Here is a 26,658-nt window from a genome sequence, read left to right as displayed (position 1 = left end):
AACAAAAGACATCGAGGATTTAAAGGAGAAAAATTAAAAAGACGACGCACAATAGAACAAACCAATCTCCAAAACGGGTATAGATTGTCTTTTCTGAATTGGGGAGAATATCGCTGGTATGAATTCCCCTGATAAATAACCGTTCTCCTCTATCATCCTTCAATTCCGAAACAATCTTTCCTAAAGAGCTAACCACGCAACTGTAGCCGGTATTAGCAGCCCTCACCATATAACGCCTGTTTTCCACCGCTCGAAAAACCAGCGCTTGAAGATGCTGAAAGGAAGCAGAACTTTTTCCATACCAACCATCTTCGGTAAGGTTAATGAGAAATTCCGCGCCCTTTTTTACAAAATTACGCACTAAATTTGGGAAAATATCTTCAAAACAAATCAAAACGCTAAAGGGATATCCGGTACACGGTAGGCGGTGCAGGAAAACCGCATATTCTTTACCTCTTGTAAAATCTCCAATATCAAACTTATGCTGCAAAAATCCAAGAATTTTGGGAAAAGGGGTATACTCACCGAAAGGAACGAGATGAATTTTGCGATACCTCTTAATTTCTTCGCCTTCTCCAGAAATAAAAATTGCGGCGTTATAAATTAACTCTCCTTCCCAAACAGGAGCTCCCAGGAGAATACCTGTTTTAACCTCTTTGGTTAGGTCTAAAACTTTTGTCCTTAAATCTTCCTCCACCTCCCAGAAACCAGGAAAAGCGGTTTCGGGCCAAATAATAAGCGAAGAGTTTTTTCTTACCGCCATTTGTGTCAGATAAACATAACGTTCTATGATTTCATTTTTAAATTTCACATCCCATTTTTCATAAGGAGAAATGTTTGCCTGAATAAGGGAAATCCGCAGAGGTAGTGAGTGGTGAGCTGAAAGTGGCGTGTGTATTTTAAAGTAGCCATAGATTGAGCATAGAGAAAGCAGGACGAAAACTGCAAGTATTCTTTTCATCCTCCTGAATACTGACTCCTTACTAATAAATACTAAATAAATTGCTACATTGACCAAGACAATAAGAAAAGAAACGCCGTATCCACCGGTTATATCGGCAATTTGAATAAGCGGAAGGTTTTTATATTGAGAATAGCCCAAGAGTACCCAAGCAAAACCGGTAAAAAGATTACTGCGAAGAAATTCTAAGAAAACCCAAGCACTGGGAAGAAAAAGTAATCCATAATCCGTAACTCGTAATCCGTAATTAGTAATTAAACCAAAAAGCCCTAAATAGATGGCTAAATATAAAACTAAAAAAAGATATCCTAAGAAAGTCACCTTAACCAACCAATAGAGAATTCCTGCCCAAAAAATTAAACCCCACAAATAAGATAAAAAAAATGTCTGTTTTTTATTTTTATTTTTTAAAGCAAAAAACAAAGGAACAAGACCAAACCAGGCAAAAAGATAAAAATCTGTAGAGGGAAAAGACAAAATTAAAAGTAGAGCACTAATAAAACATAAGGAAAAAGAAAAAAACATCTGTTTCGATTTAAAATGTATAAATATATTTGCCTTTAATAAAAAAAATATCCGTATGTAAAAGTTTTTACAAATTACGGATTACCAGTTACGATTTACGGATTTACGAATCTCAAGTTAAGCAGTTCTTACTTACCACAACACTTCTTATATTTTTTCCCGCTTCCACAAGGACAGGGGTCATTGCGTCCCACCTTCGGTTCTGAACGACGAAAAGGAATGGTAGTAGTCTCCCCTCTCTTTGCTCCTTTTGCCATAGGAGTTTCTTCTAAATCCTTAGTAGTAGGAAGCGCCTCTTGCGGCATTCGCGAAGGCAAGTTCTGGAATTGTCCTACCTCTCGATGCACCAATTCCTGCGGTAAACCTTCAAATACGCCAAAAATTCTTTTTTCTGCCATACCGTACAATCTAAAAAGAGAACTCAAGGATTCTTCTTTTATGCGGGAAATCATCTCCTCAAACATCGCAAACCCTTCATGTTGATATTCTACCAACGGGTCACGCTGGCCATAAGCACGCAGACCTATCCCTTCTCTTAAAGCATCCATATTGTAAAGATGCTCCTTCCAGCGCTCATCAATAGTCCGCAAAAGAACAAAACGCTCAAACTCACGCAACTGTCTTTCTCCTAATAATTTTTCCCTCTCCTCGTAACTTTCTATAATCTTATTATAAATATACTCTTTGACCTCAGGATTATTTAACTTTTTTAACTCTTCAGGATTAATACGCACCAAAAATTTCTCATAAATCCAAAGAGACAAACCCGAATAGTTATTTTCTGCTTCATCCGTTGCCGATAAAAGATAACGGTGAATATTCTCTTCCAGCAACTCCTCCAGCATTTCATAAATATGATTCTTAAGACTCTCTGATTCCAGTATAAGTTTTCTCTCTTCATAAATAATCTCACGCTGACGATTCATTACATTATCGTATTCTAAAAGCTGTTTCCTGACTGAAAAATTAAACTCTTCCACTCTCTTCTGGGCAGTTTCGATTGCCTTGGAAATCAAAGGATGTTCTATGACCTGCCCTTCTTCCATTCCAAAACGTTCCATCAAAAGCACCAATCTATCAGAACCAAATAATCTCAGTAAGTCATCTTCTAAAGAAAGATAAAAACGGGAAGAACCGGGGTCACCTTGCCTGCCTGCTCTTCCTCGCAACTGATTGTCAATTCTTCTTGCCTCATGTCTTTCTGTGCCAATTACATGTAATCCTCCTAATTCCACAACTTTTCTATGCTCCTCTTCTACCTGCTTCTTCACCTCTTCGTATATCTTCAAAAACTCTTCTTTAGAAACACTGGAGGCATCTCTTTGACCTGCTTTCAAAAAATCTTTAGTTAAATATTCAGGGTTTCCCCCTAAAAGAATATCGGTTCCTCTACCCGCCATATTGGTAGCAATGGTAACTGCCCCCAGCCTTCCTGCCTGGGCAACAATATGCGCTTCTAACTCGTGATACTTGGCATTCAATACATTGTGGGGAATTTTACGCTCCTTTAACATCCTGCTTAAACGTTCAGACTTCTCAATAGAAAGCGTACCCACAAGAACTGGTCTTCCCTTTTTATGCAAATCCACAATTTCCTCCGCCACCGCTTTAAACTTCTCCCGCTCTGTTTTATAGATTACATCAGGATAATTTGTCCTGATGAGAGGACGATTAGTAGGAACCACCACGACATCAAGTTTATAAATGGCGTGAAATTCCTGCGCTTCAGTAATTGCGGTTCCTGTCATTCCCGCAAGTTTTTTATACATCCGAAAATAATTCTGCAAAGTAATCGTAGCCAAAGTCTGACTTTCTCGCTCTGGGGCAATACGTTCCTTTGCTTCCACCGCCTCATGTAATCCATCAGACCAGCGTCTCCCGGGCATAAGCCTTCCTGTAAACTCATCGACGATGAGTACCTTCCCATCTTTAACCACATAATCCACTTCATTCTCAAAAAGTTCATAGGCACGAATGAGTTGCCTATCGGCATGAATCTTTTCCTGCTTCTGGGCTTCCTTACGGAAAAGTTCATCTTTTAGTTTAATTTTCTCCTCCCAGCTAATATCCTCTTTATCTTCCAAGTGCTTTATCTCTTCGGCAATATCCTTCAAGACAAATAACTCGGGGTCACGCGAACCCAAAAACTCTCTTCCTTTTTCCGAAAAATCTATGGAGTTTGCTTTTTCATCTATTACATAAAAAAGCTCCTCATCAAGTTCATGAAGACGCTTATCACGAATATAATCCAGTTCCACTTTCTGAATGAGACGACGAATCTTATTATCCTCTAAGAAATGAAGTAATCTTTTATTCTTTGGTTCTCCTCGTGAAGCTATAAGAAATTTTATCGCTGCGGAGTATTCCTTTTCAGGCTGATTCCAGAGCGTTTCTGCTTCGTTAAGAATCTCCTCAATAAGACGGCGCTGTTTACGCACCAGTTCTTCAATAAGCGGTCTCCTTTCTTCGTAGATGGTATTAACAAAAGCCACCGGTCCAGAAATAATCAAGGGAGTCCTTGCCTCATCAATGAGAATAGAATCCACTTCATCCACAATTGCATAAAAAAGTTCCCTCTGCACCCGCTCTTCCTTACGCACAACCATGTTGTCTCTTAGATAATCAAAACCAAATTCATTGTTTGTACCATAAGTTACATCACAAAGATAAGCTTTTTTCCTATCTTCAGAAGAAGAATCGTGTTGAATAACTCCCACCGTTAATCCTAAAAGCCTGTATATCGGCCCCATCCATTCTGCGTCCCTTCGGGCTAAATAATCGTTAACAGTCACTACATGGACCCCTCGTCCTAAAAGAGCATTGAGATACACCGCTAAAGTTGCTACAAGTGTCTTCCCTTCTCCTGTAGCCATCTCCGCAATTTTACCCCGATGAAGAACTATTCCCCCTACCAACTGCACATCAAAATGACGCAGACCAATAGTGCGCCTTCCCGCTTCCCTCACCAAGGCAAATGCCTCAGGAAGAATCTCTTCCAAAATCTCTTCTTCTTTCTTCCTCTGCAAACTTGGTTCGAGTTCCTGGACATTAAACTCTTGCTTCCTTTTACGGATATAATCCCTAAACCCTTCTGTCTTAGCAAGTATCTCCTCGTTACGCAAACTCTCTATCTTTGGCTCAAGCTGATTAACCCTCTCTACAATTGGCTTAAGTCTTTTCAATTCTCGCTCATTAGCATCGCCAAAAATTTTACGTAAAATAAACCCAACCATATTTAGTTATTCGGATTTTTTCTCCATTTTAGATATGCTTCCATAAACCCATCGAGATTCCCATCAAGAACTCCTTGAGCATTACCCGTCTCAAACCCCGTGCGATGGTCTTTGACCAAAAGATAGGGATGCAGGATATAGGACCGAATCTGGCTCCCCCAGGCAATCTCTTTCTTCTCTCCCGAAAGTTTTACCACTTGTTCCTCCCGTTTTTTTCTTTCCAATTCATAAAGACGAGAACGTAAGATTTTCATTGCGGTTGTCTTATTTTGATACTGAGACCTTTCATTCTGGCAGGAAATCATAATACCTGTAGGAATATGAATAATTCTCACTGCAGAGTCTGTAACATTTACATGTTGCCCACCTGGACCGCCGGCACGAAATGTTTCTATCCGCAGGTCCTTATCCTCTATCTTTACCTCTATCTCATCTCCTATCTCCGGAATCACTTCTACGGAAGCAAAAGAGGTGTGCCTCCTCTTATTAGCATCAAAAGGGGAAATGCGCACAAGACGGTGTACCCCATGCTCAGACTTAAGGTACCCATAAGCGTAATCGCCTTTTACTAAAATAGTAACATTTTTTATTCCTGCTTCTTCACCCGCGAGCATATCCAGGACTTTGACGGAAAAACCTCTTTCTTCTGCCCAGCGCATAAACATTCTTAAAAGCATTGCCGTCCAGTCACAGGATTCGGTTCCTCCTGCTCCTGCATTTATGCTCAATATAGCATTATTACTATCAGATTCGTCAGAGAATATACAGGAAAATTCCAGAGATTTTAAATCATGTTCCAATTTATCCAAATCTTCTTTTAGCTCTTTTTGTGACGCTACATCACTATCTTCTACAATCTGAATAAGTTCCTGCAAATTTTTTAAATTAGTTTCTATTCTCTGCCACGGTTCAACGATACTCTTTTCTTTTTTTAACTTCTGAATTACCTCGTTAGCAGATTTGGAATTATTCCAGAAATCCGCACTCTGCATCTTCTCTTCTAATAAGCGTATCTCTTCAAAACGTTTATCTACTTCAAAGATACCCCCTTAGTTCTTCCAATTTCTTCTCTAAATCTTTCCACTGTGACTTTAATTCTTCACGCATTTCCACTCCTTTTTTACCATTTTATTTTATTACAAGAAAACAATAAAAACAACGAAATTACTTTCTTTGCTTTATGTCAACTCCTTCTTTTTCTAAAAGAAGGAGTTTTTTCTTCAATCCCTCTACATATCCTCCTAAAGAACCGTTGGAACAGATAACTCGATGACAGGGAATTACTTGGGTATAGGGATTCTTTTTTAAAGCCTGACCCACTGCACGATAGGCCCGCGGTTTACCAATTCTCTCGGCTACCCATTTATAACTACGCACTTCCCCAAAAGGAATCTTCTTTACCACCTTATAAACTTCTTTTTGAAACGGAGTTAGCTTATGATTATCTAACTTACTTTTCATTAGTCTTAAGAGAGTTCAGCAAAGTTTCGGCTATCTTCCGGTTCATTCCTTTAACTTTAGCAACTTCATCCAGATTGGCTTTTTCAAGAATCTCTACTGAACCAAAATGTTTCAGTAACTCTTTCTTTCTTTTATCACCTATCCCCTTTATCCTGTCCAGTTTTGATAAAAGAAAATTTTTGCGATGCAATCTTTTATGATAATTTATCGCAAAACGATGGACTTCATCTCTAATGCGCTGGATAAATCTAAGAACAACTGAATCCCGAGGAAGAATTAAAGGCGCTTTTTTCTTTAAAGTATAAATCAATTCTTCACCCTTGGCTAAAGATATAAGCTCTATTTCTATACCTAATTTCTCTATTTCCTTAAAAGCTGTTTCCAGATGCGTTTTCCCTCCATCAATAATAACCAATTCCGGTAGTTCTTTTTTCTCTTCGCTAAGTCTTCTAAAACGACGCCAGATAACTTCTTTTAACATCGATAAATCGTCTTGAGGATGTGCGGTTTTGATTCTAAACCTTCGATAATTATTTTTATCCGGAACTCCTCTATAAAAACTCACCATTGCCCCCACAGCCTCCGAGCCTGAAAGATGAGAAAGGTCAAAGGCTTCAATACGATAAGGAAACCGCTTCAGTCCCAAAACATCTTTCAACTCTTTTAAAACAGTTTCGGTTCCCAGGCGTAGGGCTTTCAGCTGGGAAAGACCTTGAATCTGGTCCCTTATTTGGGCTGCCTCTTCAAAATTGTGTAGTGCTGCTTTCTCTTGCATCTTTTTTATCAACTCTTTCTCCAATTCTTCTCGTCTTCCTTCTAACAGAAGAACTATCTGAGAAATTATTTTTCTATACTCTTCTTCGCTAACCTTTCCTACACAAGGTCCAGGACAGAGTCTCAAAGCATAATAGAGGCAGGGTTTCTTAGGCAGAACACGACAGGAACGGAAGGGGAATATTTTGCGGATTGTTTTTACCGCTTCTCTAAGAAGTTTAACATTGCTATATGGGCCAAAATACAACCACTTTTTTTCTCCCTTGCCCCTCCCGATAAAAATACGGGGAAATTTTTCCGCTATGCTAATCTTCAGAAAGGGATAACTCTTATCATCTCTATAATTAACATTATAAGTAGGTTGTTTTTCTCTAATCAATGCTGCCTCCCAAAGCAAGGCGAAAGCTTCATCAACGGTGGGCAAATATTCTACATCTCTAACCTTATGCTTTAAGATTTCTTCTTTTAAAGAATCTTTCTGAGAAAAATGGCTCATTACCCGCTTACGCAAAGAAGAGGCTTTACCGATGTAAATCACTTTTCCCTCTTTATCTTTAAAAAGATAAACCCCCGGAGCATCGGGAATATTCTTTATCTTCTCCCTAATATCCATTTCTTCACCTGGTACAATTCTCTCACCCTAAAGATAAAACAAAAAACAATATAAAAAACTATACCTATGCCAATTGCTAACAAAACTTGTAAAATTTCGTTTTTCAGAAGATAATTTAGAATATAAAAGGAAATCTTAACCATTATTCCCATGCACAGGGATGCAAGAAGAATGCGCATTGAAGAAAATAACAAATCTTTTGCTTCTAAAGACGCAATTCTCTTTCTAAGGTGTTTAAAAAGCAAAGAAAAATTAAACGAGGCAGAAAGGGCAGTGGCTAAAGCTAAACCAGAAACCTTCAAAGGAAACATTAAAATAACATTAAGGATTATATTTATAAGTAAGGAAAGGCTGGAAATCTTTACCGGCGTAAAAGTATCCTGGAGTGAGTAAAAAGCAGAAACAAGAATTTTTATTCCTACATAAGCGAACAGCCCTAAAGAATAAAATAACAAAGCCGAAGAAGTAATTTGGGTAGAATATATCCCAAACTCCCCTCGCTGAAAAAGGATGCGGGTAATGGGAACAGAGAGTGCTATTAAGCCCACCGCAGAAGGTAGGGTAATAAAAAAAACATTCCTCAAGGAGAATAAAATCGTCTGTGACAATTTATCAAAATTATTCTCTTGAGACTCAATCGCCATTGTAGGCAGAGCTGCTTGAGCAACGGAAATGCCAAAGATGGCTAAAGGTAATTGAACGAGTCGGTTGGAATAATATAGAGCAGAAACTCCTCCCTCGCCTACTATCTTAGAAAGTGAAGCCAAAATAGTATCCACAAATAAATTTATCTGATAGACACCTGAACCTAAGACCCGTGGAAGAAGAAGCTTACCTATTTTATTTACGCCGGGGTGTTTGAAGCAATCCTTTAATTTAAATTTAAAATTCGTCCTTTTAAGTGAAGGAATCTGAATTAGAACCTGTAGAATACCACCTAAAATTACTGCCCAAGCAAGACCATAAACGCCAATGTACTTTACCCACCAAACAGCTCCCATAATCAAAGCAAGATTTAACATACAAGGGGAGAACGCAGAGGAGGCAAAAAGCTGATGGGAGTGCAATATCCCCATAAAGAAGGAAGTAAGACCAATAAAAAATATGTAAGGGAAAATTATTCTCGTAAGGCTTACAGTAATTTGATATTTATTAAGCGTTAATTTAAAACCAGGGGCAATAATACTTACAATAAACGGAGAAAAAATTATCCCTAGAATACTTACTGTTAAGAGAATCAATACAGCAATTTTGAACAAAGCATTGACCAACCGCTGATACTCATTAAATTCTTTTCTTACCAAATACTCACTAAAAACGGGAACAAAAGCGGAATTGGTCGCTCCCTCCCCTACAAAGTCGCGGAGAAGATTGGGTATCCTAAAAGCAACAAAAAAACTATCTGCTAAAATTGAGGTGCCAAAAACACGGGCAATGATTATATCCCTTATCAAACCCAAGAAACGGCTAATAGCTGTCCCTATGCCAATTATTACCGCCGAATTAGCTAATTTCCTATGGACTTTACCAAGTTCTCCCATAATTATATTTGACAAAAAAGGTAAGTTATGTTATAGTATTAAAAATAAAAAATAGGAGGTACTTATGCCCGTGCACCATTCTGCCTATAAACAAATAAAAAAAGACAGAAAAAGAACTCTGCAAAACAAACAGATAAAATCAGCCCTTAAAACCTATATAAAAAAGTTCAACGTCTTACTTGCTGAACAGAAAACCGAGGAAGCAAAGAAATATCTTCAATTCCTTATTTCAAAAATCAGTAAAGCAAAAACAAAGGGCATCATCCACAAAAACAATGCTCGCCGCAAGATTTCTCGCCTTTATAAAAAACTCAACCAGGCAATATCGCCTAAAGACAAAACTAACTAAAATTCTTCAAGAACCACAACTCCAGAGCAAAAAATGGTTTTGATTTCCCTGTTTTTATCGCGTAATCTATAGTAAGAAGCTCGCGCAGAGATTTCTCTATCTTATCTAGCGTAATCTTTTTTAAATTAGAGAAGAAAATATCAGCGTAAAATAAATTTAGTTCTTTTTTAATCTGGGCAGGTAATAGCCCTTTTCGGAGAAGTTTCTTTGCCTGATAGAATTTCCTCCATTCTGCTACTAATATTCCTAATATTTTATCCGGTTTCACATTAAAATCCCGTATATCCCGTAATATCTCCATCCCTTCATAAATCTTTCCATTAAGAAATGCACCAAGCATTTTGTACACATCAAGAGAAATTTCCTTGCCGACCGTCTGTTCCAAATCCCCCCATTCTATTGTTTTCTTATCCTTGATATAAAGAATAGCCTTCTCTATCGCCTGAGAGATAAGAAAGGTATTATTGCCTAATTTGTTAAACAAAAGAGCTAAAGCGGGAGGAGAAATTTTCTTACCGCATTTATCAACCTCAGCAACTATCCAATTTCGAAGTTCTTCTTCGGAAAGGGGAGAAAATTCTCTAAATTTTACACCTGGCTCATTACAGAGTTTTTTTATCCAGAGATTATCCTCATTATCCAACTTTTTAATCTTCAATCTTGTAAGTAAAACTAAATCGGTATAATGGGTGGGATTTTTTATATAAGAAAGAAGAACCTCTTTATCTGATGGTGAAACCTTATCAATGTCTTTTATCACGATTATCTGGTGGGGGGAAAAAAGATTATTGGTCCTTGCTAAACGTATGACTTCTTCCATCCTAAAACCATCATCCTCTGGACAAAATGAAAAATAAGCAGTTTTCTCTCCATAAGAATCTCTTAATTTTATTAAAGCCTCTCTTTTAAGAAAATCTTCTTCCCCTAAATAGAGAAAAACTCTCCCCATTTTATCTTAGCAAGTCGTACGAAAGGATTAGAAAGAAAGGATTTTACCAATGCTCTATGGTCCGGTTAACTATTCGACGCGCTAAATCTTCCGCAGCATCCCCCAAGGCTTCTTGTTCAGTCTTCGCTAAGGAACCGGAAAGACGATAGGTCGTATCTCCCATAAAATTTTTCTCTTCCCAAACAATGTTACCTTCTCTATCTTTTAAAACCAAATTTACAACAAGAGAGATTCTGTATTCTTCAATTTCATCAGACTCTGAATATCGCAAGGGCTGTTTAAGATAATCTACCAAATCCCCTTCTAATTTCAAATCTGCATTTTCTTCTCTGACAACACGAAGATTACCATCATAAACGAAACGGTCTACCACTGCATTGGTGATTTTTATTTCTAAACCAGGGTAGTATGTCCGATATTCTGAACCAGTGTCGTCAAATCTTATGCTATTTACAAAAGTAGGGATGTAGATAGTTTTAAAAGAAGAGGGTAAAACAGAACGGGTGGTGTAACCACAGCCACTAAATCCCGTAACCAGTAAACAGTAAATTCCAACGAATAGAAAAACCTCTGTAATACAATGTTTGAAATCTTTGTTCATTTATTTCTCTTTTCTTTAATAATAGAAATACGCTCCAATGACTTAGCTGCCCATTCTGTGTCTGCATAATTATTAACAATATCATCGTAGTATAACACTGCGGAATCAAAATACTTCTGACGTTCATAGAATTGCGCGGTCTTAAAAAGGCTTTCTGCCTTCTTATTCCTTAAATCACCCAGAATTTTCTGGGCATCGTCTTTAAGGGAAGAGGAAGGATTGGTGCGCAAGAATTCCTCTACCTCTTTAATGGAAGTCTCCGTTTCTTCCTGGGAGTAAAAAGACTTGGGAGAAGCTTTATAGCCCAAAAGACCGATCTGGTATTTTGCCTCCTTGGCAAATTCTGAATCTGGATAGTTTTTCTCCAGCTTCAAGAATGCCTGCTTTGCCTCTTCATTCCTCCCCAATTTCCCCAAAATGATACCTATTTTATACTGACTGGGGGGTGCATATTGGCCATAGGGGGCATTATCTACTACCTTTTGGAATATCTCCAGAGCACGTTCCAGCGGAGAAGCTATTCCCATCCCTAAGATTTTATCTCGATGCCCAGTGAAATAAAGGTCTCCTATACGATACTCTCGCTCAATAACTTCTTCTACCTTTTGTGTATACGGATAGGTATCAATTACCTTTTGATAAGCCTTAAAAGCTTCGTAAAACTTACCCAGCTCCTCATACCCTTTACCAATAAAATACTGGGCATCACAGGCTTGAGGAGAATTGGGATAATATTTGATTAATTTTTTAAACTCGCCAATAGCCCCTTCGTAATTCTTATTCATATATAAATTCATTGCCCACTCTAATTGTTCCTGGGGAGAGTCTTTTACCGCATATTTCGGATTAACCCACTTTCCGGTTTTAGGTGTCCAAATCCAGTATGCTTGAACACCTTGATTAATAAAGAAGAGAGAAATAACCATAAACCATAAAATTTTCTTAACCATGCTCAATCTCCTTTCTTTAGGGAATAATATTATCATTAAAAATTAATGCTGTCAAATCAATTTAATAGCTTAGGGGAAATAAAGCTGAAAAGAGAGGATGGGATTTGCTCGATTATGGTCTTATACCGCCTTTACTCTGCATAGATTCGATAGTTAATTTCCGGAAAGAGATTGTCTTTATCCTCAATTGACTTCAGCCATCCCTCATCTATGCGGTTTTCTTTGACCTGTTCATAAAGGTAGGTAAAGCGGGCAATGTGGTCGCGAATCCTCCTTACTGCATAAGTGGTAAAAGTTCCGGTTTTCAAGATGAAGGCCCAGTCGCTTGATTGAGCAAGCATCAGTTCACGTGCCATCTGATTCAAAGCGCGCTGTTTAAGACCATCCACATGAGGATGATTGTTTGCCTTTGCAAGTTCCGCCATTCTCTCGGCTGCCTTATGTAGATGTCTATATATCCAATCATTGGACCCCTCTAACCAAACCTCGGAATAACCTTTCCAGCCCCAGCTAGACATTGAAGGAGTAAGCACCTGATTCTTGGGATAAATTTCTAAATAGCGAGAAGGAGTAATCAATTTGATAGTCTTCTGGTCAAAATTTATTTTACGAATAAGAAAGTCAAGCCACTGTGGTCCTTCAAACCACCAGTGGCCGTATAGCTCGGCATCGTAAGGGGAAATAATAATGGGTTTGCGTGGATGCATAATGCTATAGAGGTACTCTACTTGTTTTTCCCGGTTAAACATAAAATTACCGGCGTGTTCGGCTGCCTTGGCAGTTGCCCAACTTGGAACATACGGCTGTTTATCGTCGGTTTTTCCGGTAATCCGATAATATTTTATACCGGTATTTACTCTTGTTCCATCGGGATTTATATAGGGTCTAATATATTCATAATCCAAGTCATATCCCACATCGCGATAAAATTCACGGTAATTATAATCTCCGGGATAACCTTCAATAGAAGACCAAACAGATTTAGAAGATTCCATATCCCTGCTAAAAGCAGCCACTCCTGATTTGCAATAGCAGGGTGCATAAACTCCATATTTTGGCCGGGGAGAGCCAAAAAGTATCCCATGTGTATCCATAATAAAATATTTTATACCCTCCTCTTTAAGAATTTCATCGTCACCGGGATTATAACCGCATTCTGGAAGCCAAATTCCCTTTGGACGCGTTCCAAACAACTTCTGATATAAATCTACCCCTGTCTTTATCTGTGCCCTTACTGCCTGACGATGTAAAGCCAGAGGTAAATAAGCATGGGTTCCTGCACAGGTAATAATCTCCAGCCTTCCTGCTTCCTGAAGTCTGCGAAAGACGGGTATAAGATTCATTTTATACTTATCTACAAATACATAGCGGGTATGGGTAAAACGGTGATAATACATCAGTGCAAGCTGGTGAAAATCACTCTGCCAACGGGTGCGGGTAACTTCTTTATCGGCAAGCTCAATCAGTTTTTCTAAATTCCTTAAATATTTTTGCTGTAAAAGGGGGTCGGTAAGCATAGAGGCAAGTGTCGGGGTTATAGACATGGTAAGACAATAATCCATATTCTCCTCTAATAAACGCTCAAAAACATTTAAAAGAGGGATATAGGTTTCCGTAATGGCTTCAAATAACCAACGCTCTTCCAAGAAGTCTTCGTATTCCGGATGGCGGACAAAAGGAAGATGGGCGTGTAAAACTAAAGCAAGATAACCTTTCTCATTCATTTGGTAAATTTTTGAAAAACAAGAATCCTCTTACTTTTTTGATTTTTGCAATTTGAGTTTGCTTTCTTCTATTCGGTGCGACGGGAAACTACCGGAGTAACTTTCCGCTTGTCTACTCCATCAGAAGAAACTGCTTCTACCGGGATGTATTGCATTCCATCGGGCAAAGCAAAACGCAGAGTAAATGTCCCATCATTGCGCAGTTTAATTAGCTTCCCCTGCACTGTAACCTTGGCATCGGGCTCGGTTGCTCCATAGACAATCAACTCGGTATTCACTACCAACCAGAATTTGCGTTCCTTCTCTTTCTCCAGCAGACTAAAAAGACTCCAGGGAGCACCCGAAGAAATGTCTTCTTTGAAACGACGTTTAAAGGCACGCTTTGCCTGAACAGGCGAACTACCTAAACCAAACCCGCCGGCTACCCCAAATAACTTCCAATAATCCTCTTCCAGACTCATCCATTCTTCATCGGTAATCTCCGACATTCCAAAACGGGGGGTGCGCACTACGTTGGAACGACAGACTAAGAAGAATTTTTTGTCGGGAGTCAACAATCCCAAATCTACACACCAGGAACGATTGGGTTTCCCCACTTCAATATACCAGTTGTCTGCTCCACCATTAATCTCAATATCAAAATAGGAGTGGGCATTTGTCCCATCAAAAATAATATCCGTAATATCATAAACTCTTAAAAGGTATTTTGAACGAGCATATAAATCTCCCAATTTCTTCCTCAGTTCTTCCTCTTTTTCCCTATTGATCTCCCAGTAGGCATGTAACCACCAAGGGTCGCGTACTAAAAGAACAATTTTAGTATCACCATATGCACGAGGGAAGGTAAACATTTCCTCTCGCGCAGGGGCAACGGCTACAGAAATTTCTTCCTTTTGTGGCTGAGGAACTGTTTGAGCAGGTTCTACCGGTGCCTCCCAATATGGCCGGGGGGCCCTTTCTTCTACTCTTTTTTCTCCTAAAACAACAGGGCTAACTTCTTTCTTCTTCCTTCCCCGAGTAATAACCTTTTTTACTTTCTCAATTATCCGTGGCAGTTTCCTCTCAGGGGCAGGTTTAGCCTTATTTTTATTCAGAGTTTTATATCTTTTAACAATCTTATCCATCAACTCATCTTTAGTATACGCATACCTGCCAACAATTTTCAGTTTCTTGGCCAGTTCCAGAAGTTCTTCTTTTGTAAATTTAGCCAAATCTTTCTTTTCCATCATTCACCTCCGGGGTTTGCAGAATTAAAAACTCTGCTCTCTAAAATTATTATTTTATTTTATAATTCTATCTTAAAAATAAGGTAAATGGCAAGAAAAAAAATTAACGAGAAGCAAACTCTATAATCTTGGAAAGAACCTCCCTTCCCTCCAACTCTCCCAATGCTCCGTTTCGAGCCTGATTCTCTGAAAACAACTTTACTTCATCGCTTGGGATATTTCCACCTGAGATAACTAGCGGTACGGGGTCAGCGGAATGCGCTTTAAGGATACAGGGCGTGGAATGGTCAGCAGTAACCGCGATAACACAATCCTTAAGTTCAAGGGAGGTTAATAGCCTTCCAAAGAAAAATCGATCTATCGCTTCAATGATTTCCTTCTTCTTAAGAAAATTCCCATCATGGGCGGGTTCATCGGGACCCTTGAGATGGATATAGAGGCCATCAAATTTATTAATCGCTTCTAAAGTCCGAGAAGCACGTAGAGTATAATCGTTCTTTAGATCTCCAGTAGGAAGAGGCAAATCTATAATCTCCATTCCCGTAAGCAAAGCAATTCCCTTCTCTACAGGCATCTCCACAAAACAACCAAAATTTATCCCAAATTTCTCTTTTAGGGAGGGAAATTTTGGCAGTTTATCTCCAGCATCCCGGGTTAAAATTACATTGGCAGGTAGCTTATTTTCCTTTACTCTCTTCCTATTTATCTCTGATTTAGCAAGAACCTCCTGACTTTTCTCCATAAACTCATTAGTAAGTTCTGCTGCTAATTTTGCCTCTTGGGTAGAATCTTCGGGAAGGCATTTCTGTACAAAGTTCTCAAATTCTTCTTTTGCAACCCCAAAAACTCCTTCTTTACCATAGGCGGGGTCAGTGTTGGTAACTTTGGCGGACAATTTCCCTTTTTTAGAGCGGATAAGTAGTACCCCGCGGTGCCCAATGGTATTTTTGAAAACAAACTCGGCTTCCCTGAGTTTTACTTTTTCATTTATCTCTTTTGCCAAAAGAGTAGCTTCCGGAGTAGTAAGGTTTCTCCCTACTCGCCGGTCAATTATCTCTCTTTTCTCCCCCAGTGTCGCAAAATTGACGCGATAAGCCAAATCTCCATCCTTTACTTTTAAACCTTCGGCAAAACACTCTAAGGGACCACGACCGGTATAATATTTATGCGCATCATAACCCAATATACTAATTACCGCCACATCAGATTCAGGAGCAATGTTCTTCCCCACCGTATAAACCAAACCTGACTGCCCTGCTTCTACCAGCCGATTAAGGTAAGGAATAGCTGCTGACTCCAAAGGAGTCTGGTCCCCAAAATTTGGATGTGGCCGGTCGCCTAAACCATCTAAAACAATGTAAAGAATCTTTCTCATCCTTAGATTATTTTATGAAAATATTATACCAAATAAAAGAGAAGTTGGCAAATAAAAAACCCCCGGAACCTGCGCTAAATAAATTCCGGGGGTCGATGGGAAATTAGTTAAGGTAAAATACTATTCGTTTGTTCCCATTGGTACCGTGGTATAGGTAGCGCGACGAGAATCTTGTGCACTCTTTATCCCTTCCCCTACAAGAGCTAATAATACAGGAGAAACCCATATTTGCCCTTTAGGAGCCGATGCCAAAAGACCATATACTCCCTCGGAAATTTTTCCATCCATTCCGTGGCTACCGAATGTTATCTCAAGTTTGCCACCGGGAACATCGAGCCCAACTGGACTCACATTAATGGTCAAAGTGAGGGTCGATACGGGAAAACTCCCGGTAAAATCACCGCCGGCGGTTGTGTCTGGGCGATCAAGATGGCCAGTAAGTATAACATCTCCCAGTACTACCTTACCATTCTCTAAGTCTGCTATAAAACTTTTGATTGCCGACTCACTGGCTTGATCAAATCCTCCTAAACCTTTTAAAAAATCTAGAACATCGGCTTTAGTTGGGGGCTCCTCTAAATGATTTAAATAGAAATAAGCTTGTTTTTGATTCGGTGGCACAAATTTTTCAAACGCTTTTATTAGTTCTTGTATAAATTGTTCTGTCAGTAGTGATTTCTGCTCCAGTTTTTCATATATTTTGTAATCTGTTGGGGGCTCCTCTAAATGATTTAAATAGAAATAAGCTTGTTTTTGATTCGGTGGCACAAATTTTTCCTTAAATAATGCTAATAATTCTAATACTCTTGTTATATTATCTGGTGAATCAAGATAAAGTTGAAAAGTTGTTTATTCCTAATACTATCTAATCCTCTTTCTATTGCCTTTGGATCATATGGTGGCAGAACACCAATTTCTTTCTTATCATTATTAGGGGTGACACCGTGGACTGAACCAACCATCAAACTCGTTACCAAAATCACCGCCAAAATCAAAATTCCCTTCTTCATCTTACACCTCCTTTTTGGTTAAACTTGTTTCTCTGCACATCTATCTCCTTCGCCGGGATAACCGTATAATACCCCGGCTACCTTGCACCGGAATTACTCTTAGGCCGGCTCCCTTTTTAAAACTTCCAAGCTAATTATAGCATACTTTTCCTAAATTGTCAAGGGGGGGGTTAATAAAAATTTTTTAAAAGACCAAAAGAACCAAAAATAAAAAAATATCTCTCCCCTTCCTCTGGGGTTATGTTTCGCTTATTAACGAAACTTTAGCACTTTGCATATCCACAGGCTTCACATTTGGCACAACCCTCTTCGTGCTTTAGTGGCTCGCCGCAGTCAGGACAAACACCCACAATATTAACCCTTCTCGAATAAACATTATTTTCTTCAACGGAATGAAGAACTTTCACTTTTATCTCTGGAGAAGATTTTTTCATCTGTGCCAATCGCCGTTCCAAAACTCGGGCAATAGCATCTCCGCAAGAGAAGATACGTGTTCCTCCACTCTCCCAAGAAGGAGAGGGACACCTGATTCCCCTTAACTGTTCAATAATTGGTACCGGGTCTATTCCCGAACGAAGTGCCAGAGAAACCAATCTCCCAATCGCCTCCAGTTGCGAAGCAGCACAACCTCCTGCTTTTCCCATCTGCATAAATACCTCAAAAGGATGTTTTTCTTCATCTTCGTTGATGGTAATGTAAAGATTGCCGCAACCGGTATTAATCTTGGTAGTGCTTCCACGCATTACCTCCGGACGGGGGCGAGGGGTAAAACGTTCTTCTTGTTCTTTAGAATTTCCCTGTTTTTCCGATTTTGAAGAAGCGATATTTAAAACCTGTTCCTCTCTACTTTTATCGCGATAAATAGTTACTCCTTTACATCCTAATTGATATGCCAGAAGATAAACTTTTTTAACATCCTCAACTGTGGCCTGATGAGGGAAATTTACCGTCTTAGAAACTGCATTATGCGTGTATTTTTGAAATACTGCCTGCATGCGGATATGCCACTCGGGAGAAATATCGTGAGCAGTAACAAAAACCTTCCTCACATCATCGGGAATCTCCGGTATATCCTGACAAGAACCTTTTTCCGCAATTTTTTCCATTAGTTCTCGGGAATAAAAACCTTTTTCGCGGGCGACTTTTTCAAAATAAGGATTTATTTCTACCAATTTATCATTATCCATAACGTGCCTGGTGTAGGCGAGGGCAAAAAGTGGTTCTATCCCACTTGAGGCTCCTGCGATGATACTGATAGTTCCTGTAGGGGCGATGGTAGTAAGCGTGGCGTTACGTAATCTTTTTCCCTGTTGGGCAATTCTACTCCCCTCAAAAGCAGGAAACACCCCCCGCTCCTCTGCCAATTGCTGCGATTTATGCTCCGCTTCCTCTAAAACAAAACCCATTATTTTATCTGCAAGAGTAAGGGCTTCTTCCGAATTATAGGGAATTCCCAATTCTACAAGCATGTCTGCCCAACCCATCACTCCTAAACCAATTTTTCGGGTAAGTTTTGTCCGCTCTTCAATCTCCTGTAAAGGAAATCTATTCATATCAATGACATTATCCAAAAAATGTACCGCCACATGGGCAACGGTACGTAATTTTTCCCAGTCAACTTCAGTTTTCCCCTCACCCAACCTCAGCATCTTTGCTAAATTGATGCTTCCTAAATTGCAACTTTCGTAAGGAAGAAGGGGCTGTTCTCCGCAGGGATTTGTTGATTCAATCTTTCCTAAATGGGGAGTGGGATTGTCTTTGTTCATTCTGTCAATAAAAATGATTCCTGGTTCACCATTTTTCCAGGCCTGTTTAACAATCAGCTCAAAGACCTCGCGCGCCGGAAGTTTCTTTACCATTTTGCCGGTACGCGGGTCAACCAAATCATACTCTTCACTATTCTTTACTTTATCCATAAAATCTTCGGTGAGCGCAATGGAGATGTTAAAGTTGGTAATTTCTTTATCTTCCTGTTTACAGGTAATAAACTCCAAAATATCCGGATGGTCAACTCTTAAAATTCCCATATTTGCTCCCCGACGTGTTCCACCCTGCTTAATCGCCTGCGTAGCAGCATTAAATACTTTCATAAAAGAAACAGGCCCTGAAGAAACTCCTCCGGTTGTCCTCACCGGACTATTCTTCGGACGGAGTTTTGAGAAATCAAAACCCGTGCCTCCGCCTGTCTTGTGGATTAAAGCCGTTGACTTCACTGCTCCAAAAATACTCTCCATAGAATCTTCTACAGGAAGCACAAAACAGGCAGAAAGTTGCCCAAGCTCCTTTCCAGCATTCATCAAAGTGGGAGAATTGGGCATAAATTCACCTTCAGCCATTACTTCATAAAATTTTGCGGAGAGATTATCCGTATCTTCTATAGATTTCCCATACAATCTATCTGCCGAGGCAATATATTTAGCCACACGGATAAACATTTCACGCGGCGTTTCCACAACCTTGCCTTCCTCGTTCTTTGAGAGATAGCGCTTCTCTAAAACCTTCAGTGCATTTTCGCTCAGTTTTGGCTCAGGATATTCCATTTTTCATCTCCTTTATTCATTTTGCGAAAAAACTATAGGGAAATCATAACAGACATCAAAAAAACTGTCAAGAAAAAACACAACATTTTGTATTAATCAACTTACCAATGCACGACAATTTGTGTTTGGAGGTAAAAATGGCGGAAGGATTAGAAAAAGATTTACTTCAGCAAAAACTATTTTAAAAAACGGTTATTAAAACTATAAATACAGTTTACTCTAAAATTCCTTCCGCTTTAAAAGCAAATTTATTATAGAAAAGAAAAAAACATTCTGTCAAGCTCAATCTTAGGAAAATAGAAATTATATCTCTAATAAATAATCTCATTCCAACTTAAGATAAAATGACTTTATTCATCCAAATGTTTGTAGTATAATATAAAAAATTTTATCCATTATGCATAAGATAAAAGTTGCGGTTATTGGAGTAGGGAAACTGGGTTCTATCCATGCGCGGGTATATTCTGAGATGAAGAATGTAGAATTGGTAGGCGTATGTGATATAAACCCAGAAAAGGCGAAAAAACTTGCCCGATTATTAAAAACAAACTATTATCCCCAATACCATAAAATAATCCCTCTGGTGGAAGCAGTAAGCATTGCTGTTCCTACCACTATCCATTATGCTATTGGGAAAGATTTTTTGAGAAATGGCGTCCATTGTCTCATAGAAAAACCGCTTACGGCAGATATAAAAGAAGCAGAAGAGCTTCTTAAAATTGCTAAAGAAAAAAAATGCATTCTCCAGGTAGGTCATATTGAACGTTTTAACCCAGCAATCCAAACTATAATGAAACTGCCGGGGAAACCGCGGTTTATTGAGTGCCATCGCTTAGGCAAATTTAGTCCACGCATAAAAGATGTGGGCGTAGTCTTAGATTTAATGATTCATGATATCGATATCATCCTCACTTTAGTTAAAGCAAGTATCGAAACAATCGATGCGATGGGAGTAAAAATTCTTACTAAATATGAAGACATTGCCAACGCAAGAATTAAATTTACTGACGGAACAATCTGTAATCTTACTGCCAGCCGTGTTTCCGATGAGATAATGCGTAAGATACGTATTTTCAAAGAGAGTGCTTATATCTCCTTAGATTACTTCAAGCAGGAGGTAATGGTTTATCGTAAAGAGAAGAAAAGAATTGTGTCTCGCTTACTTTCTGTAAAAAAAGAAGAACCTTTAAAAGCAGAAATAACTTCTTTCATAAATTGCCTGCATAAGAAATCAAATCCTATTGTCTCCGGAGAAGAAGCCTATCTTGCCTTAAAACTTGCTTTTCAGATTCTTGAGAAGATTAAAGAAAATGAGCGAAAAAACAATTTTCATCGTTGCCGGTGAGTCTTCAGGAGACCTCCACGGAGCAAGCTTGGCCAAAGCCATAAAAGAAATAGACCCAAAGATAAGAATCTGCGGTGCGGGGGGACTATTGATGAAATCCCAAGGTGTAGAAATTTTTTATAATTTTTTAGATTTAGCAGTTGTGGGGTTTTGGGAAGTGCTTAAGAATCTTAGAAAAATTAAAGAAATTTTCAATCTTCTGGTGAGAAAACTTGATGAAACAAAACCCGATTTGGTTATACTCATTGATTATCCAGGATTTAACCTCCGCTTTGCAAAAGAGGTAAAAAAAAGAAACATTAAATTGGCTTATTACATCTCGCCTCAGGTCTGGGCTTGGGGAAAAAATAGAATTAAATTGATAAAAAAATTGGTAGATAAAATGATTGTAATCTTTAAATTTGAAGAAAACCTCTACAAGGCTCATAACATCGATGCCGTATTTGTAGGTCATCCGTTATTGGACATTGTCAAACCCATAGAGAAAAAGAGCGAACTGTTGGAAAAATATAAATTTGACCCCTCAAAAAGAATCATTTCTTTACTTCCCGGTTCAAGGGAAATAGAGGTTAAAAGACATTTACCAATATTGTTAAAAACTGCAAAATTAATTTCTAAGAAATTCCCTAATATTCAATTCGCCCTTTCCCAATCATCAAACCTTCCGGAAAATCTCTTTTATCCTCACCTTAAACATTGTGCGTTTAACATTAAAATTATAAAAAATAGTTACGACTGTATTGAACTGGCAGATTTTGTTCTTGTCTCCTCAGGAACTGCCACTTTAGAAACCGCTATTTTAGAAAAACCAATGTTTGTCATTTACAAAACATCTTTTTTAACATGGCTTATAATTAGACCACAGATAAGAATCCCTTATATTGGAATGGTAAATATTGTTGCGGGAGAAAGGATAGTTCCTGAATTTATTCAACATAAAACAAAGCCAGAGAAAATCTCCCAAAAAGTAATGGAAATCTTAAATAACCCTGAAGAACTAAAAAAAATGAAAGAAAAATTAAGGATGGTTAAAAACAGGCTGGGAACATCCGGAGCAGTAGAGCAAGCAGCAAAAATAATCTTAGAGATGATGTTATAATTTCTCAGGATGGTGCTTAACTACTTTAGCAGAAACCATATAAATTACATCTTCAGCAATATTGGTAGCATGGTCGCATATCCGTTCTAAGTGCCGAGCAACTAACAAAAGAGGAACAGCACGAGGAGCGGTAGTTCCATCCTTTACTATATAGTCATAAACCAACTCGCGGTGCACAAGGTTGCGCAAAGAATCCGCTTCGCGGTCAGAAAGTACTACTTTTTTAGCCAGCTCTTCATCGCGATTTACAAAAGCGTCTATTGCTTCCTTAACCATCTTCTGAGCAACTTCTGCTAATTTAGGAATATCCACAAGCGGCTTAATCAAAGGCTTATCCACCAACTCTATAACCCGTTGAGCAATGTCTACTGATAAATCCGCAATGCGTTCCAATTCCGCATTTATCTTTGTGGCATTGGTAATAAATCTTAAATCGCTTGCCTGGGGCTGAAAAAGCGAGAGTAAGCTTAAACATTTATCCTCAATAACAAGTTCCAGTTCATCGATATTCTTGTCGTTGTTTATTATCTCTTCTGCCTTATCTTTATTCTGCGTTTTCAAAGAATCAATAGCTTTATAAATCGATTCTTCTACAAGCCCCGCCATCTCTAAAAGTTTTTTTGTTAATTCTTTTAACTCGTTGTCCAAATGTCTTTCCATTTCTATCCTTTCTCTAATAAATTAAGCTAAATTTTTAATTAAATCTTCTATCTTTTGCTTAAGCTCATCACGCACTTTTCGGAAAAATTCTATACTTTTTCCCTTAGGGTCTTCAATGTCCCAGTGGATGTGTTTTTCTGCCGGAACAAAGGGACAGATATCTTTACAACCCAAGGTGATTGCATAGTCGAAGTTTTTAACTGTGAGGTCGTTAAAACCCTTTGAATTTTGTTGAGAAATATCTATACCCAGTTCTCGCATCACTGTTACCGCCTTTGGTTCTATGGTATAAGCAGGTTTTGAGCCCGCACTATAAGCTACCAACTTATCTTTTCCTAAATGATTGGCAAAACCTTCTGCAATCTGACTACGACAGGAATTCTCGACACAGACAAAGAGAATTTTCTTCTTATCCATTAACCAAACCTACCGGTAATGTAGTCCTCTGTCTTTTTATCTCGTGGCGCTTTAAAAATATCTTCTGTCTCTCCAAACTCAACTAACTCTCCCAGCAAGAAAAATCCAGTGTAATCGGAAACACGTGCTGCTTGTTGCATATTATGGGTAACAATTATTATAGTATAATCCTTTTTGAGTTCCAAAATCAACTCTTCTATCTTGGCAGTAGAAATGGGGTCAAGGCTGGCGCAAGGTTCATCAAAAAGAATTACTTCTGGTTCTACTACCAAGGCACGGGCAATGCAGAGCCGTTGTTGCTGGCCTCCTGAAAGTTTTAAAGCATTTTCCTTTAACCTATCCTTCACTTCTTCCCAGAGAAACGCTTTCTTAAGCGCAAGCATTACCTTTTGCTCCATAAGCGCTTTATCGCTTATGCCATTTATCTCTAACCCATAACTTATGTTATGAAAAATGGACTTTGGAAAAGGATTAGGTTTCTGGAAAACCATCCCTATTTTTCTTCTAACTTCTACCACATCTACATTATGAATACTTCTTCCATCGAGTTCAATTTTCCCCTCAAAACGCGTATGGGGAATAAGTTCATTCATCCGATTAAGAAGTCGAATAAATGTAGATTTACCACAACCGGAAGGTCCGATAATAGCGGTAACTTTATTAGCAAAAATGTCCATATTGATATCGTTAAGAACCCGTTTCTCTCCATAAAAGAAATTTACACCCTCGGTTCTAATTCTTATAACTTTATCCATAATGCAAACTCCTTCTTCTCTGCCTAATCAGAATTGCTACGGAAGAAAGCGACAAAACCAAAAATAAAAGAATTAGACTACAACCGTAAGCAATAGAGGTTTGTGCCTCCGGATATATTCCTTCTGTCATTAAAGCGTAGATATGATAAGGAAGGGCCATCACTTCTGAAAATAAAGATTTGGGATAGCCCTTAGTATAAAAAGCAACCGCTGTAAAAATTATGGGGGCGGTCTCTCCCGCGGCCCTTCCAATACTTAAAATTGTTCCCGTAAGAATACCGGATAAAGCGTTGGGCAGAACGGCTTTTTTAATCGTCTGCCATTTAGTTGCTCCCAAAGCAAAAGAAGCCTCTCTCAAAGAAACCGGCACCGCCATAAGCGCTTCCTGAACCGCAGAAATAATTAAAGGAAGGATTAAAATTCCTAAGGTTAAACTACCAGAAATGATAGAAACTCCAAAACCAAAAAATTTTACAAAAATTGCTAAACCAAACAGCCCAAAAACCACCGAAGGAACTCCGGCAAGATTATTGATGCTCATCCGAATAATATTTAATAAAAAACCCTGGGGGGTATATTCGCAAAGATAAATAGCACAAGCTATACCCAGAGGCAAAGAGACAAGAATTGCTCCCAGAGTAAGGTAAAAAGTTCCCAAAATAGCAGGAGCAATGCCCCCTTTCGTCATCTCTTCGTGGGGGAGAGCAGTAAGAAATTCCCAAGAAATTACTTTTATACCTCTTGTGGTAATAAAATAGATGATTAGAAATAGAAAAAACAAAGTGATGAGCATACATAAAAAAATAAGAGAAAATCCTAATTTTTGCACAATTTGTTTTTTCATCCTGCCAAACCTAATTTTATTCTAAATCTCTTACTTACAATTTCGGCTAAAATATTAAAGACAAAAGTAATCAAAAACAAAAAGATAGCAATGGCAAAAAGTGAATGATAATGGGCGCTTCCCATGGGAGCTTCGCCCATTTCTGCTGCAATGGTAGCGGTCATTGGCCTCACGGGGTCAAAAAAAGATTTGGGAATTACTGCTGCACCCCCCGCAACCATAAGCACGGTCATCGTTTCTCCAATTGCCCTACTCATACCCAAGATTACCGCGGTAGAAAGCCCGGAACCCGCAGAAGGAATTACTACTTTCGTTAAAGTCTGCCAACGATTAGCTCCCAAAGAAAAAGAGGCTTCACGAAAAGACCGGGGAACAAAGCTTAAGGCATCCTCAGCAATACTACAGATAAACGGAGTCGCCATTATCCCCAAGATGATGCTGGCATTAAGAGCACACAACCCCACCGGGAGCTTAAAGAACCTTTGCAGAAAAGGGCTAAGTATCACCATGCCAAAAAATCCGTAAACTACCGAGGGAATACCGGCTAAAATTTCTACCAAGGGCTTCAAGATTGCCCTCTGAAGAGGATTAGCAAGTTCATTGATATACAAAGCACTCCCTATACCTAAAGGAACACAAATAAAAAGAGCACCGATAGTCACCCAGAATGAACCCAGGATAAGGGGCAAAATTCCAAATTCCGGGGGTTCATAGGTAGGATACCACTCTTTACCAAAAATAAAATTTAACCAAGAAACTTCCTTAAATACCGGTATCCCCTCGATAAATATCACGGTGGCTATTCCTGTCAAGAAAAAAAGCGAGGAAAAAGCCAAGATTCTAAATAACCAGCAATAAACCTTTTCTTTTATCAATCCTACTATCATGCTAACCTATTTTAGACCCACATATCCTATCTCTTCTACCAACTTCTGCCCTACAGGACTTTTAATAAAATCAATAAACTCCTTCACCAAACCCCGCGGAGTACCGTTGGTGTACATAAACAACGGTCGAGAAATAGGATATTTATTGGCAAGTACAGTTTCTTTTTTTGGCGGAACTCCCTCCACTTCAATTGCTTTCACGCTATCGGAGAGATAAGCCAGACCAACATAGCCTATTGCCTGAGGCGTTTTAGCAACGGTAGAGGCAACTGCCTGATTTGAGGCTTGCATCAAAGCATCCCGCCTTACTTTCGCTTTGCTCAAAGCAAGTTCATTAAAAGCTTCATAAGTTCCACTTGCAGTATCCCGCGAAATTACTACAATTTTACCCTTTTCTCCGCCTAAGAGTGACCAATCAGAAATTTTTCCCGTATAAATATCCTTTATCTGTTTTTTGCTCAAACCTTTAATGGGGTTAGAAGGATGCACCACCACCGCAATTCCATCCATAGCAATGACGTGGGCTTTAGGCTCTACTTTCCGGCTCATTGCTTTTTGAATCTCGGTATCTTTTATGGAGCGCGAGGAATTGGCAATATCACAGTTTCCATCGATGAGCGAAGCAATGCCTACTCCTGAACCTCCTCCGCGCACAATAACTTCGGCGTTTTTATTCCTCTGCATAAAAACCTCGGCAATCTTCTGGGCAATGGGTAACACGGTGGTTGAGCCTTCTAAAACGATTCTTTCGGCATACACCAAAGAAGAACACGCTAAACTCAAAAAGCCGATTAATAAAATCTTCAAAAACTTATTCAT

24 protein-coding genes are annotated in these 26,658 nt (G+C 38.9%); 3 read left to right on the top strand and 21 right to left on the bottom strand.

Going from position 1 to position 26,658, the window contains the following annotated elements:
* Positions 1–19: 19 nt before the first annotated feature.
* The 6 genes from lnt to murJ form a co-directional block, all read right to left on the bottom strand.
* A complete protein-coding gene (gene lnt / locus NC818_02475) occupies positions 20–1,486 on the bottom strand; it encodes an apolipoprotein N-acyltransferase (protein MCM8783631.1) in 1,467 nt (488 codons plus the stop codon).
* Between the two features lie 128 nt (positions 1,487–1,614).
* A complete protein-coding gene (gene secA / locus NC818_02470; protein MCM8783630.1) occupies positions 1,615–4,719 on the bottom strand; it encodes a preprotein translocase subunit SecA in 3,105 nt (1,034 codons plus the stop codon).
* Between the two features lie 2 nt (positions 4,720–4,721).
* A protein-coding gene (gene prfB / locus NC818_02465) for a peptide chain release factor 2 (GenBank protein ID MCM8783629.1) occupies positions 4,722–5,826 on the bottom strand; the annotation gives its coding sequence in 2 pieces (ribosomal slippage) (positions 4,722–5,756 and positions 5,758–5,826; 1,104 coding nt in all).
* A 57-nt stretch (positions 5,827–5,883) separates the two neighbouring features.
* Positions 5,884–6,180: an MGMT family protein gene (locus NC818_02460; GenBank protein ID MCM8783628.1), complete on the bottom strand. Its 297-nt coding sequence runs from the start codon at positions 6,178–6,180 to the stop codon at positions 5,884–5,886.
* Positions 6,170–7,567 (bottom strand): excinuclease ABC subunit UvrC, encoded by a 1,398-nt coding sequence (locus NC818_02455; GenBank protein ID MCM8783627.1) that lies wholly within the window; start codon positions 7,565–7,567, stop codon positions 6,170–6,172. Before NC818_02455 ends, NC818_02460 begins: the two co-directional genes overlap by 11 nt.
* Positions 7,546–9,108 carry a murein biosynthesis integral membrane protein MurJ gene (murJ, locus tag NC818_02450; GenBank protein MCM8783626.1) on the bottom strand — a complete coding sequence of 521 codons (1,563 nt, stop codon included), beginning with the start codon at positions 9,106–9,108 and terminating at the stop codon, positions 7,546–7,548. Before murJ ends, NC818_02455 begins: the two co-directional genes overlap by 22 nt.
* Before the next feature lie 64 nt (positions 9,109–9,172).
* Here murJ and rpsT point away from each other — a divergent pair, with 64 nt between their 5' ends.
* On the top strand, positions 9,173–9,457 hold the full coding sequence (rpsT, locus tag NC818_02445) for a 30S ribosomal protein S20 (GenBank protein ID MCM8783625.1): 285 nt from the start codon (positions 9,173–9,175) through the stop codon (positions 9,455–9,457).
* On the opposite strand, the gene holA is transcribed toward rpsT, so the two are convergent.
* From holA to NC818_02400, 9 genes are all read right to left on the bottom strand, one after another.
* Positions 9,450–10,406 carry a DNA polymerase III subunit delta gene (gene holA, locus NC818_02440; protein ID MCM8783624.1) on the bottom strand — a complete coding sequence of 319 codons (957 nt, stop codon included), beginning with the start codon at positions 10,404–10,406 and terminating at the stop codon, positions 9,450–9,452. The genes rpsT and holA overlap by 8 nt on opposite strands.
* A gap of 43 nt (positions 10,407–10,449) precedes the next feature.
* Complete coding sequence (lptE, locus tag NC818_02435) at positions 10,450–11,007, bottom strand: LPS assembly lipoprotein LptE (GenBank protein ID MCM8783623.1); 558 nt, start codon at positions 11,005–11,007, stop codon at positions 10,450–10,452.
* Positions 11,004–11,957: an outer membrane protein assembly factor BamD gene (bamD, locus tag NC818_02430; protein ID MCM8783622.1), complete on the bottom strand. Its 954-nt coding sequence runs from the start codon at positions 11,955–11,957 to the stop codon at positions 11,004–11,006. Before bamD ends, lptE begins: the two co-directional genes overlap by 4 nt.
* A gap of 131 nt (positions 11,958–12,088) precedes the next feature.
* The gene (locus NC818_02425; GenBank protein MCM8783621.1) at positions 12,089–13,681 is read right to left on the bottom strand and encodes a DUF1957 domain-containing protein; all 1,593 of its coding nucleotides are present in this window, start codon (positions 13,679–13,681) and stop codon (positions 12,089–12,091) included.
* Positions 13,682–13,749: 68 nt separating this feature from the next.
* Complete coding sequence (locus NC818_02420; protein MCM8783620.1) at positions 13,750–14,907, bottom strand: DUF4912 domain-containing protein; 1,158 nt, start codon at positions 14,905–14,907, stop codon at positions 13,750–13,752.
* A gap of 103 nt (positions 14,908–15,010) precedes the next feature.
* Complete coding sequence (locus NC818_02415; protein ID MCM8783619.1) at positions 15,011–16,282, bottom strand: alkaline phosphatase family protein; 1,272 nt, start codon at positions 16,280–16,282, stop codon at positions 15,011–15,013.
* A gap of 120 nt (positions 16,283–16,402) precedes the next feature.
* A complete protein-coding gene (locus NC818_02410; protein MCM8783618.1) occupies positions 16,403–17,050 on the bottom strand; it encodes a hypothetical protein in 648 nt (215 codons plus the stop codon).
* A 41-nt stretch (positions 17,051–17,091) separates the two neighbouring features.
* Positions 17,092–17,292 (bottom strand): hypothetical protein, encoded by a 201-nt coding sequence (locus NC818_02405; protein MCM8783617.1) that lies wholly within the window; start codon positions 17,290–17,292, stop codon positions 17,092–17,094.
* A gap of 263 nt (positions 17,293–17,555) precedes the next feature.
* Positions 17,556–19,832 (bottom strand): vitamin B12-dependent ribonucleotide reductase, encoded by a 2,277-nt coding sequence (locus tag NC818_02400; protein MCM8783616.1) that lies wholly within the window; start codon positions 19,830–19,832, stop codon positions 17,556–17,558.
* Between the two features lie 397 nt (positions 19,833–20,229).
* On the opposite strand from NC818_02400, the gene NC818_02395 reads away from it, so the two are divergent.
* The gene (locus NC818_02395; protein ID MCM8783615.1) at positions 20,230–21,177 is read left to right on the top strand and encodes a Gfo/Idh/MocA family oxidoreductase; all 948 of its coding nucleotides are present in this window, start codon (positions 20,230–20,232) and stop codon (positions 21,175–21,177) included.
* Positions 21,143–22,276 carry a lipid-A-disaccharide synthase gene (gene lpxB, locus NC818_02390; GenBank protein MCM8783614.1) on the top strand — a complete coding sequence of 378 codons (1,134 nt, stop codon included), beginning with the start codon at positions 21,143–21,145 and terminating at the stop codon, positions 22,274–22,276. The genes NC818_02395 and lpxB overlap by 35 nt, the downstream gene beginning before the upstream one ends.
* Here lpxB and phoU read toward each other — a convergent pair.
* The 6 genes from phoU to NC818_02360 are packed head-to-tail and all read right to left on the bottom strand — an operon-like array spanning position 22,271 to position 26,658.
* The gene (phoU, locus tag NC818_02385; protein ID MCM8783613.1) at positions 22,271–22,936 is read right to left on the bottom strand and encodes a phosphate signaling complex protein PhoU; all 666 of its coding nucleotides are present in this window, start codon (positions 22,934–22,936) and stop codon (positions 22,271–22,273) included. The genes lpxB and phoU overlap by 6 nt on opposite strands.
* Positions 22,937–22,957: 21 nt before the next feature.
* The gene (locus NC818_02380) at positions 22,958–23,353 is read right to left on the bottom strand and encodes an arsenate reductase ArsC (GenBank protein ID MCM8783612.1); all 396 of its coding nucleotides are present in this window, start codon (positions 23,351–23,353) and stop codon (positions 22,958–22,960) included.
* The gene (pstB, locus tag NC818_02375) at positions 23,353–24,108 is read right to left on the bottom strand and encodes a phosphate ABC transporter ATP-binding protein PstB (GenBank protein MCM8783611.1); all 756 of its coding nucleotides are present in this window, start codon (positions 24,106–24,108) and stop codon (positions 23,353–23,355) included. The genes NC818_02380 and pstB overlap by 1 nt, the downstream gene beginning before the upstream one ends.
* Positions 24,101–24,952: a phosphate ABC transporter permease PstA gene (gene pstA, locus NC818_02370; GenBank protein ID MCM8783610.1), complete on the bottom strand. Its 852-nt coding sequence runs from the start codon at positions 24,950–24,952 to the stop codon at positions 24,101–24,103. The genes pstB and pstA overlap by 8 nt, the downstream gene beginning before the upstream one ends.
* Entirely contained in the window at positions 24,949–25,839 is an 891-nt protein-coding gene (gene pstC, locus NC818_02365; GenBank protein MCM8783609.1) for a phosphate ABC transporter permease subunit PstC, read from the bottom strand. The genes pstA and pstC overlap by 4 nt, the downstream gene beginning before the upstream one ends.
* Before the next feature lie 6 nt (positions 25,840–25,845).
* On the bottom strand, positions 25,846–26,658 hold the full coding sequence (locus tag NC818_02360) for a phosphate ABC transporter substrate-binding protein (protein ID MCM8783608.1): 813 nt from the start codon (positions 26,656–26,658) through the stop codon (positions 25,846–25,848).

This window comes from Candidatus Omnitrophota bacterium (assembly GCA_023819145.1).
GTDB lineage: Bacteria > Omnitrophota > Gorgyraeia > DTHP01 > DTHP01 > JBFWKV01.
The sequence above is the reverse complement of the archived record's forward strand: the minus strand, read 5'-3'. Positions and strand labels throughout refer to the sequence as shown.

Excerpts from the sequence above, each read along its gene's own strand:
- NC818_02405 (MCM8783617.1), bottom strand. The coding sequence starts at position 17,292 with ATGAAGAAGGGAATTTTGATTTTGGCGGTGATTTTGGTAACGAGTTTG.
- lnt (MCM8783631.1), bottom strand. The coding sequence starts at position 1,486 with ATGTTTTTTTCTTTTTCCTTATGTTTTATTAGTGCTCTACTTTTAATT.
- pstA (MCM8783610.1), bottom strand. The coding sequence starts at position 24,952 with ATGAAAAAACAAATTGTGCAAAAATTAGGATTTTCTCTTATTTTTTTA.
- holA (MCM8783624.1), bottom strand. The coding sequence starts at position 10,406 with ATGGGGAGAGTTTTTCTCTATTTAGGGGAAGAAGATTTTCTTAAAAGA.
- NC818_02455 (MCM8783627.1), bottom strand. The coding sequence starts at position 7,567 with ATGGATATTAGGGAGAAGATAAAGAATATTCCCGATGCTCCGGGGGTT.
- phoU (MCM8783613.1), bottom strand. The coding sequence starts at position 22,936 with ATGGAAAGACATTTGGACAACGAGTTAAAAGAATTAACAAAAAAACTT.
- NC818_02360 (MCM8783608.1), bottom strand. The coding sequence starts at position 26,658 with ATGAATAAGTTTTTGAAGATTTTATTAATCGGCTTTTTGAGTTTAGCG.
- secA (MCM8783630.1), bottom strand. The coding sequence starts at position 4,719 with ATGGTTGGGTTTATTTTACGTAAAATTTTTGGCGATGCTAATGAGCGA.
- lpxB (MCM8783614.1), top strand. The coding sequence starts at position 21,143 with ATGAGCGAAAAAACAATTTTCATCGTTGCCGGTGAGTCTTCAGGAGAC.
- NC818_02425 (MCM8783621.1), bottom strand. The coding sequence starts at position 13,681 with ATGAATGAGAAAGGTTATCTTGCTTTAGTTTTACACGCCCATCTTCCT.
- pstC (MCM8783609.1), bottom strand. The coding sequence starts at position 25,839 with ATGATAGTAGGATTGATAAAAGAAAAGGTTTATTGCTGGTTATTTAGA.
- NC818_02460 (MCM8783628.1), bottom strand. The coding sequence starts at position 6,180 with ATGAAAAGTAAGTTAGATAATCATAAGCTAACTCCGTTTCAAAAAGAA.
- NC818_02400 (MCM8783616.1), bottom strand. The coding sequence starts at position 19,832 with ATGGAATATCCTGAGCCAAAACTGAGCGAAAATGCACTGAAGGTTTTA.
- bamD (MCM8783622.1), bottom strand. The coding sequence starts at position 11,957 with ATGGTTAAGAAAATTTTATGGTTTATGGTTATTTCTCTCTTCTTTATT.
- murJ (MCM8783626.1), bottom strand. The coding sequence starts at position 9,108 with ATGGGAGAACTTGGTAAAGTCCATAGGAAATTAGCTAATTCGGCGGTA.
- NC818_02380 (MCM8783612.1), bottom strand. The coding sequence starts at position 23,353 with ATGGATAAGAAGAAAATTCTCTTTGTCTGTGTCGAGAATTCCTGTCGT.
- rpsT (MCM8783625.1), top strand. The coding sequence starts at position 9,173 with ATGCCCGTGCACCATTCTGCCTATAAACAAATAAAAAAAGACAGAAAA.
- pstB (MCM8783611.1), bottom strand. The coding sequence starts at position 24,108 with ATGGATAAAGTTATAAGAATTAGAACCGAGGGTGTAAATTTCTTTTAT.
- NC818_02415 (MCM8783619.1), bottom strand. The coding sequence starts at position 16,282 with ATGAGAAAGATTCTTTACATTGTTTTAGATGGTTTAGGCGACCGGCCA.
- NC818_02420 (MCM8783620.1), bottom strand. The coding sequence starts at position 14,907 with ATGGAAAAGAAAGATTTGGCTAAATTTACAAAAGAAGAACTTCTGGAA.
- lptE (MCM8783623.1), bottom strand. The coding sequence starts at position 11,007 with ATGAACAAAGATTTCAAACATTGTATTACAGAGGTTTTTCTATTCGTT.
- NC818_02395 (MCM8783615.1), top strand. The coding sequence starts at position 20,230 with ATGCATAAGATAAAAGTTGCGGTTATTGGAGTAGGGAAACTGGGTTCT.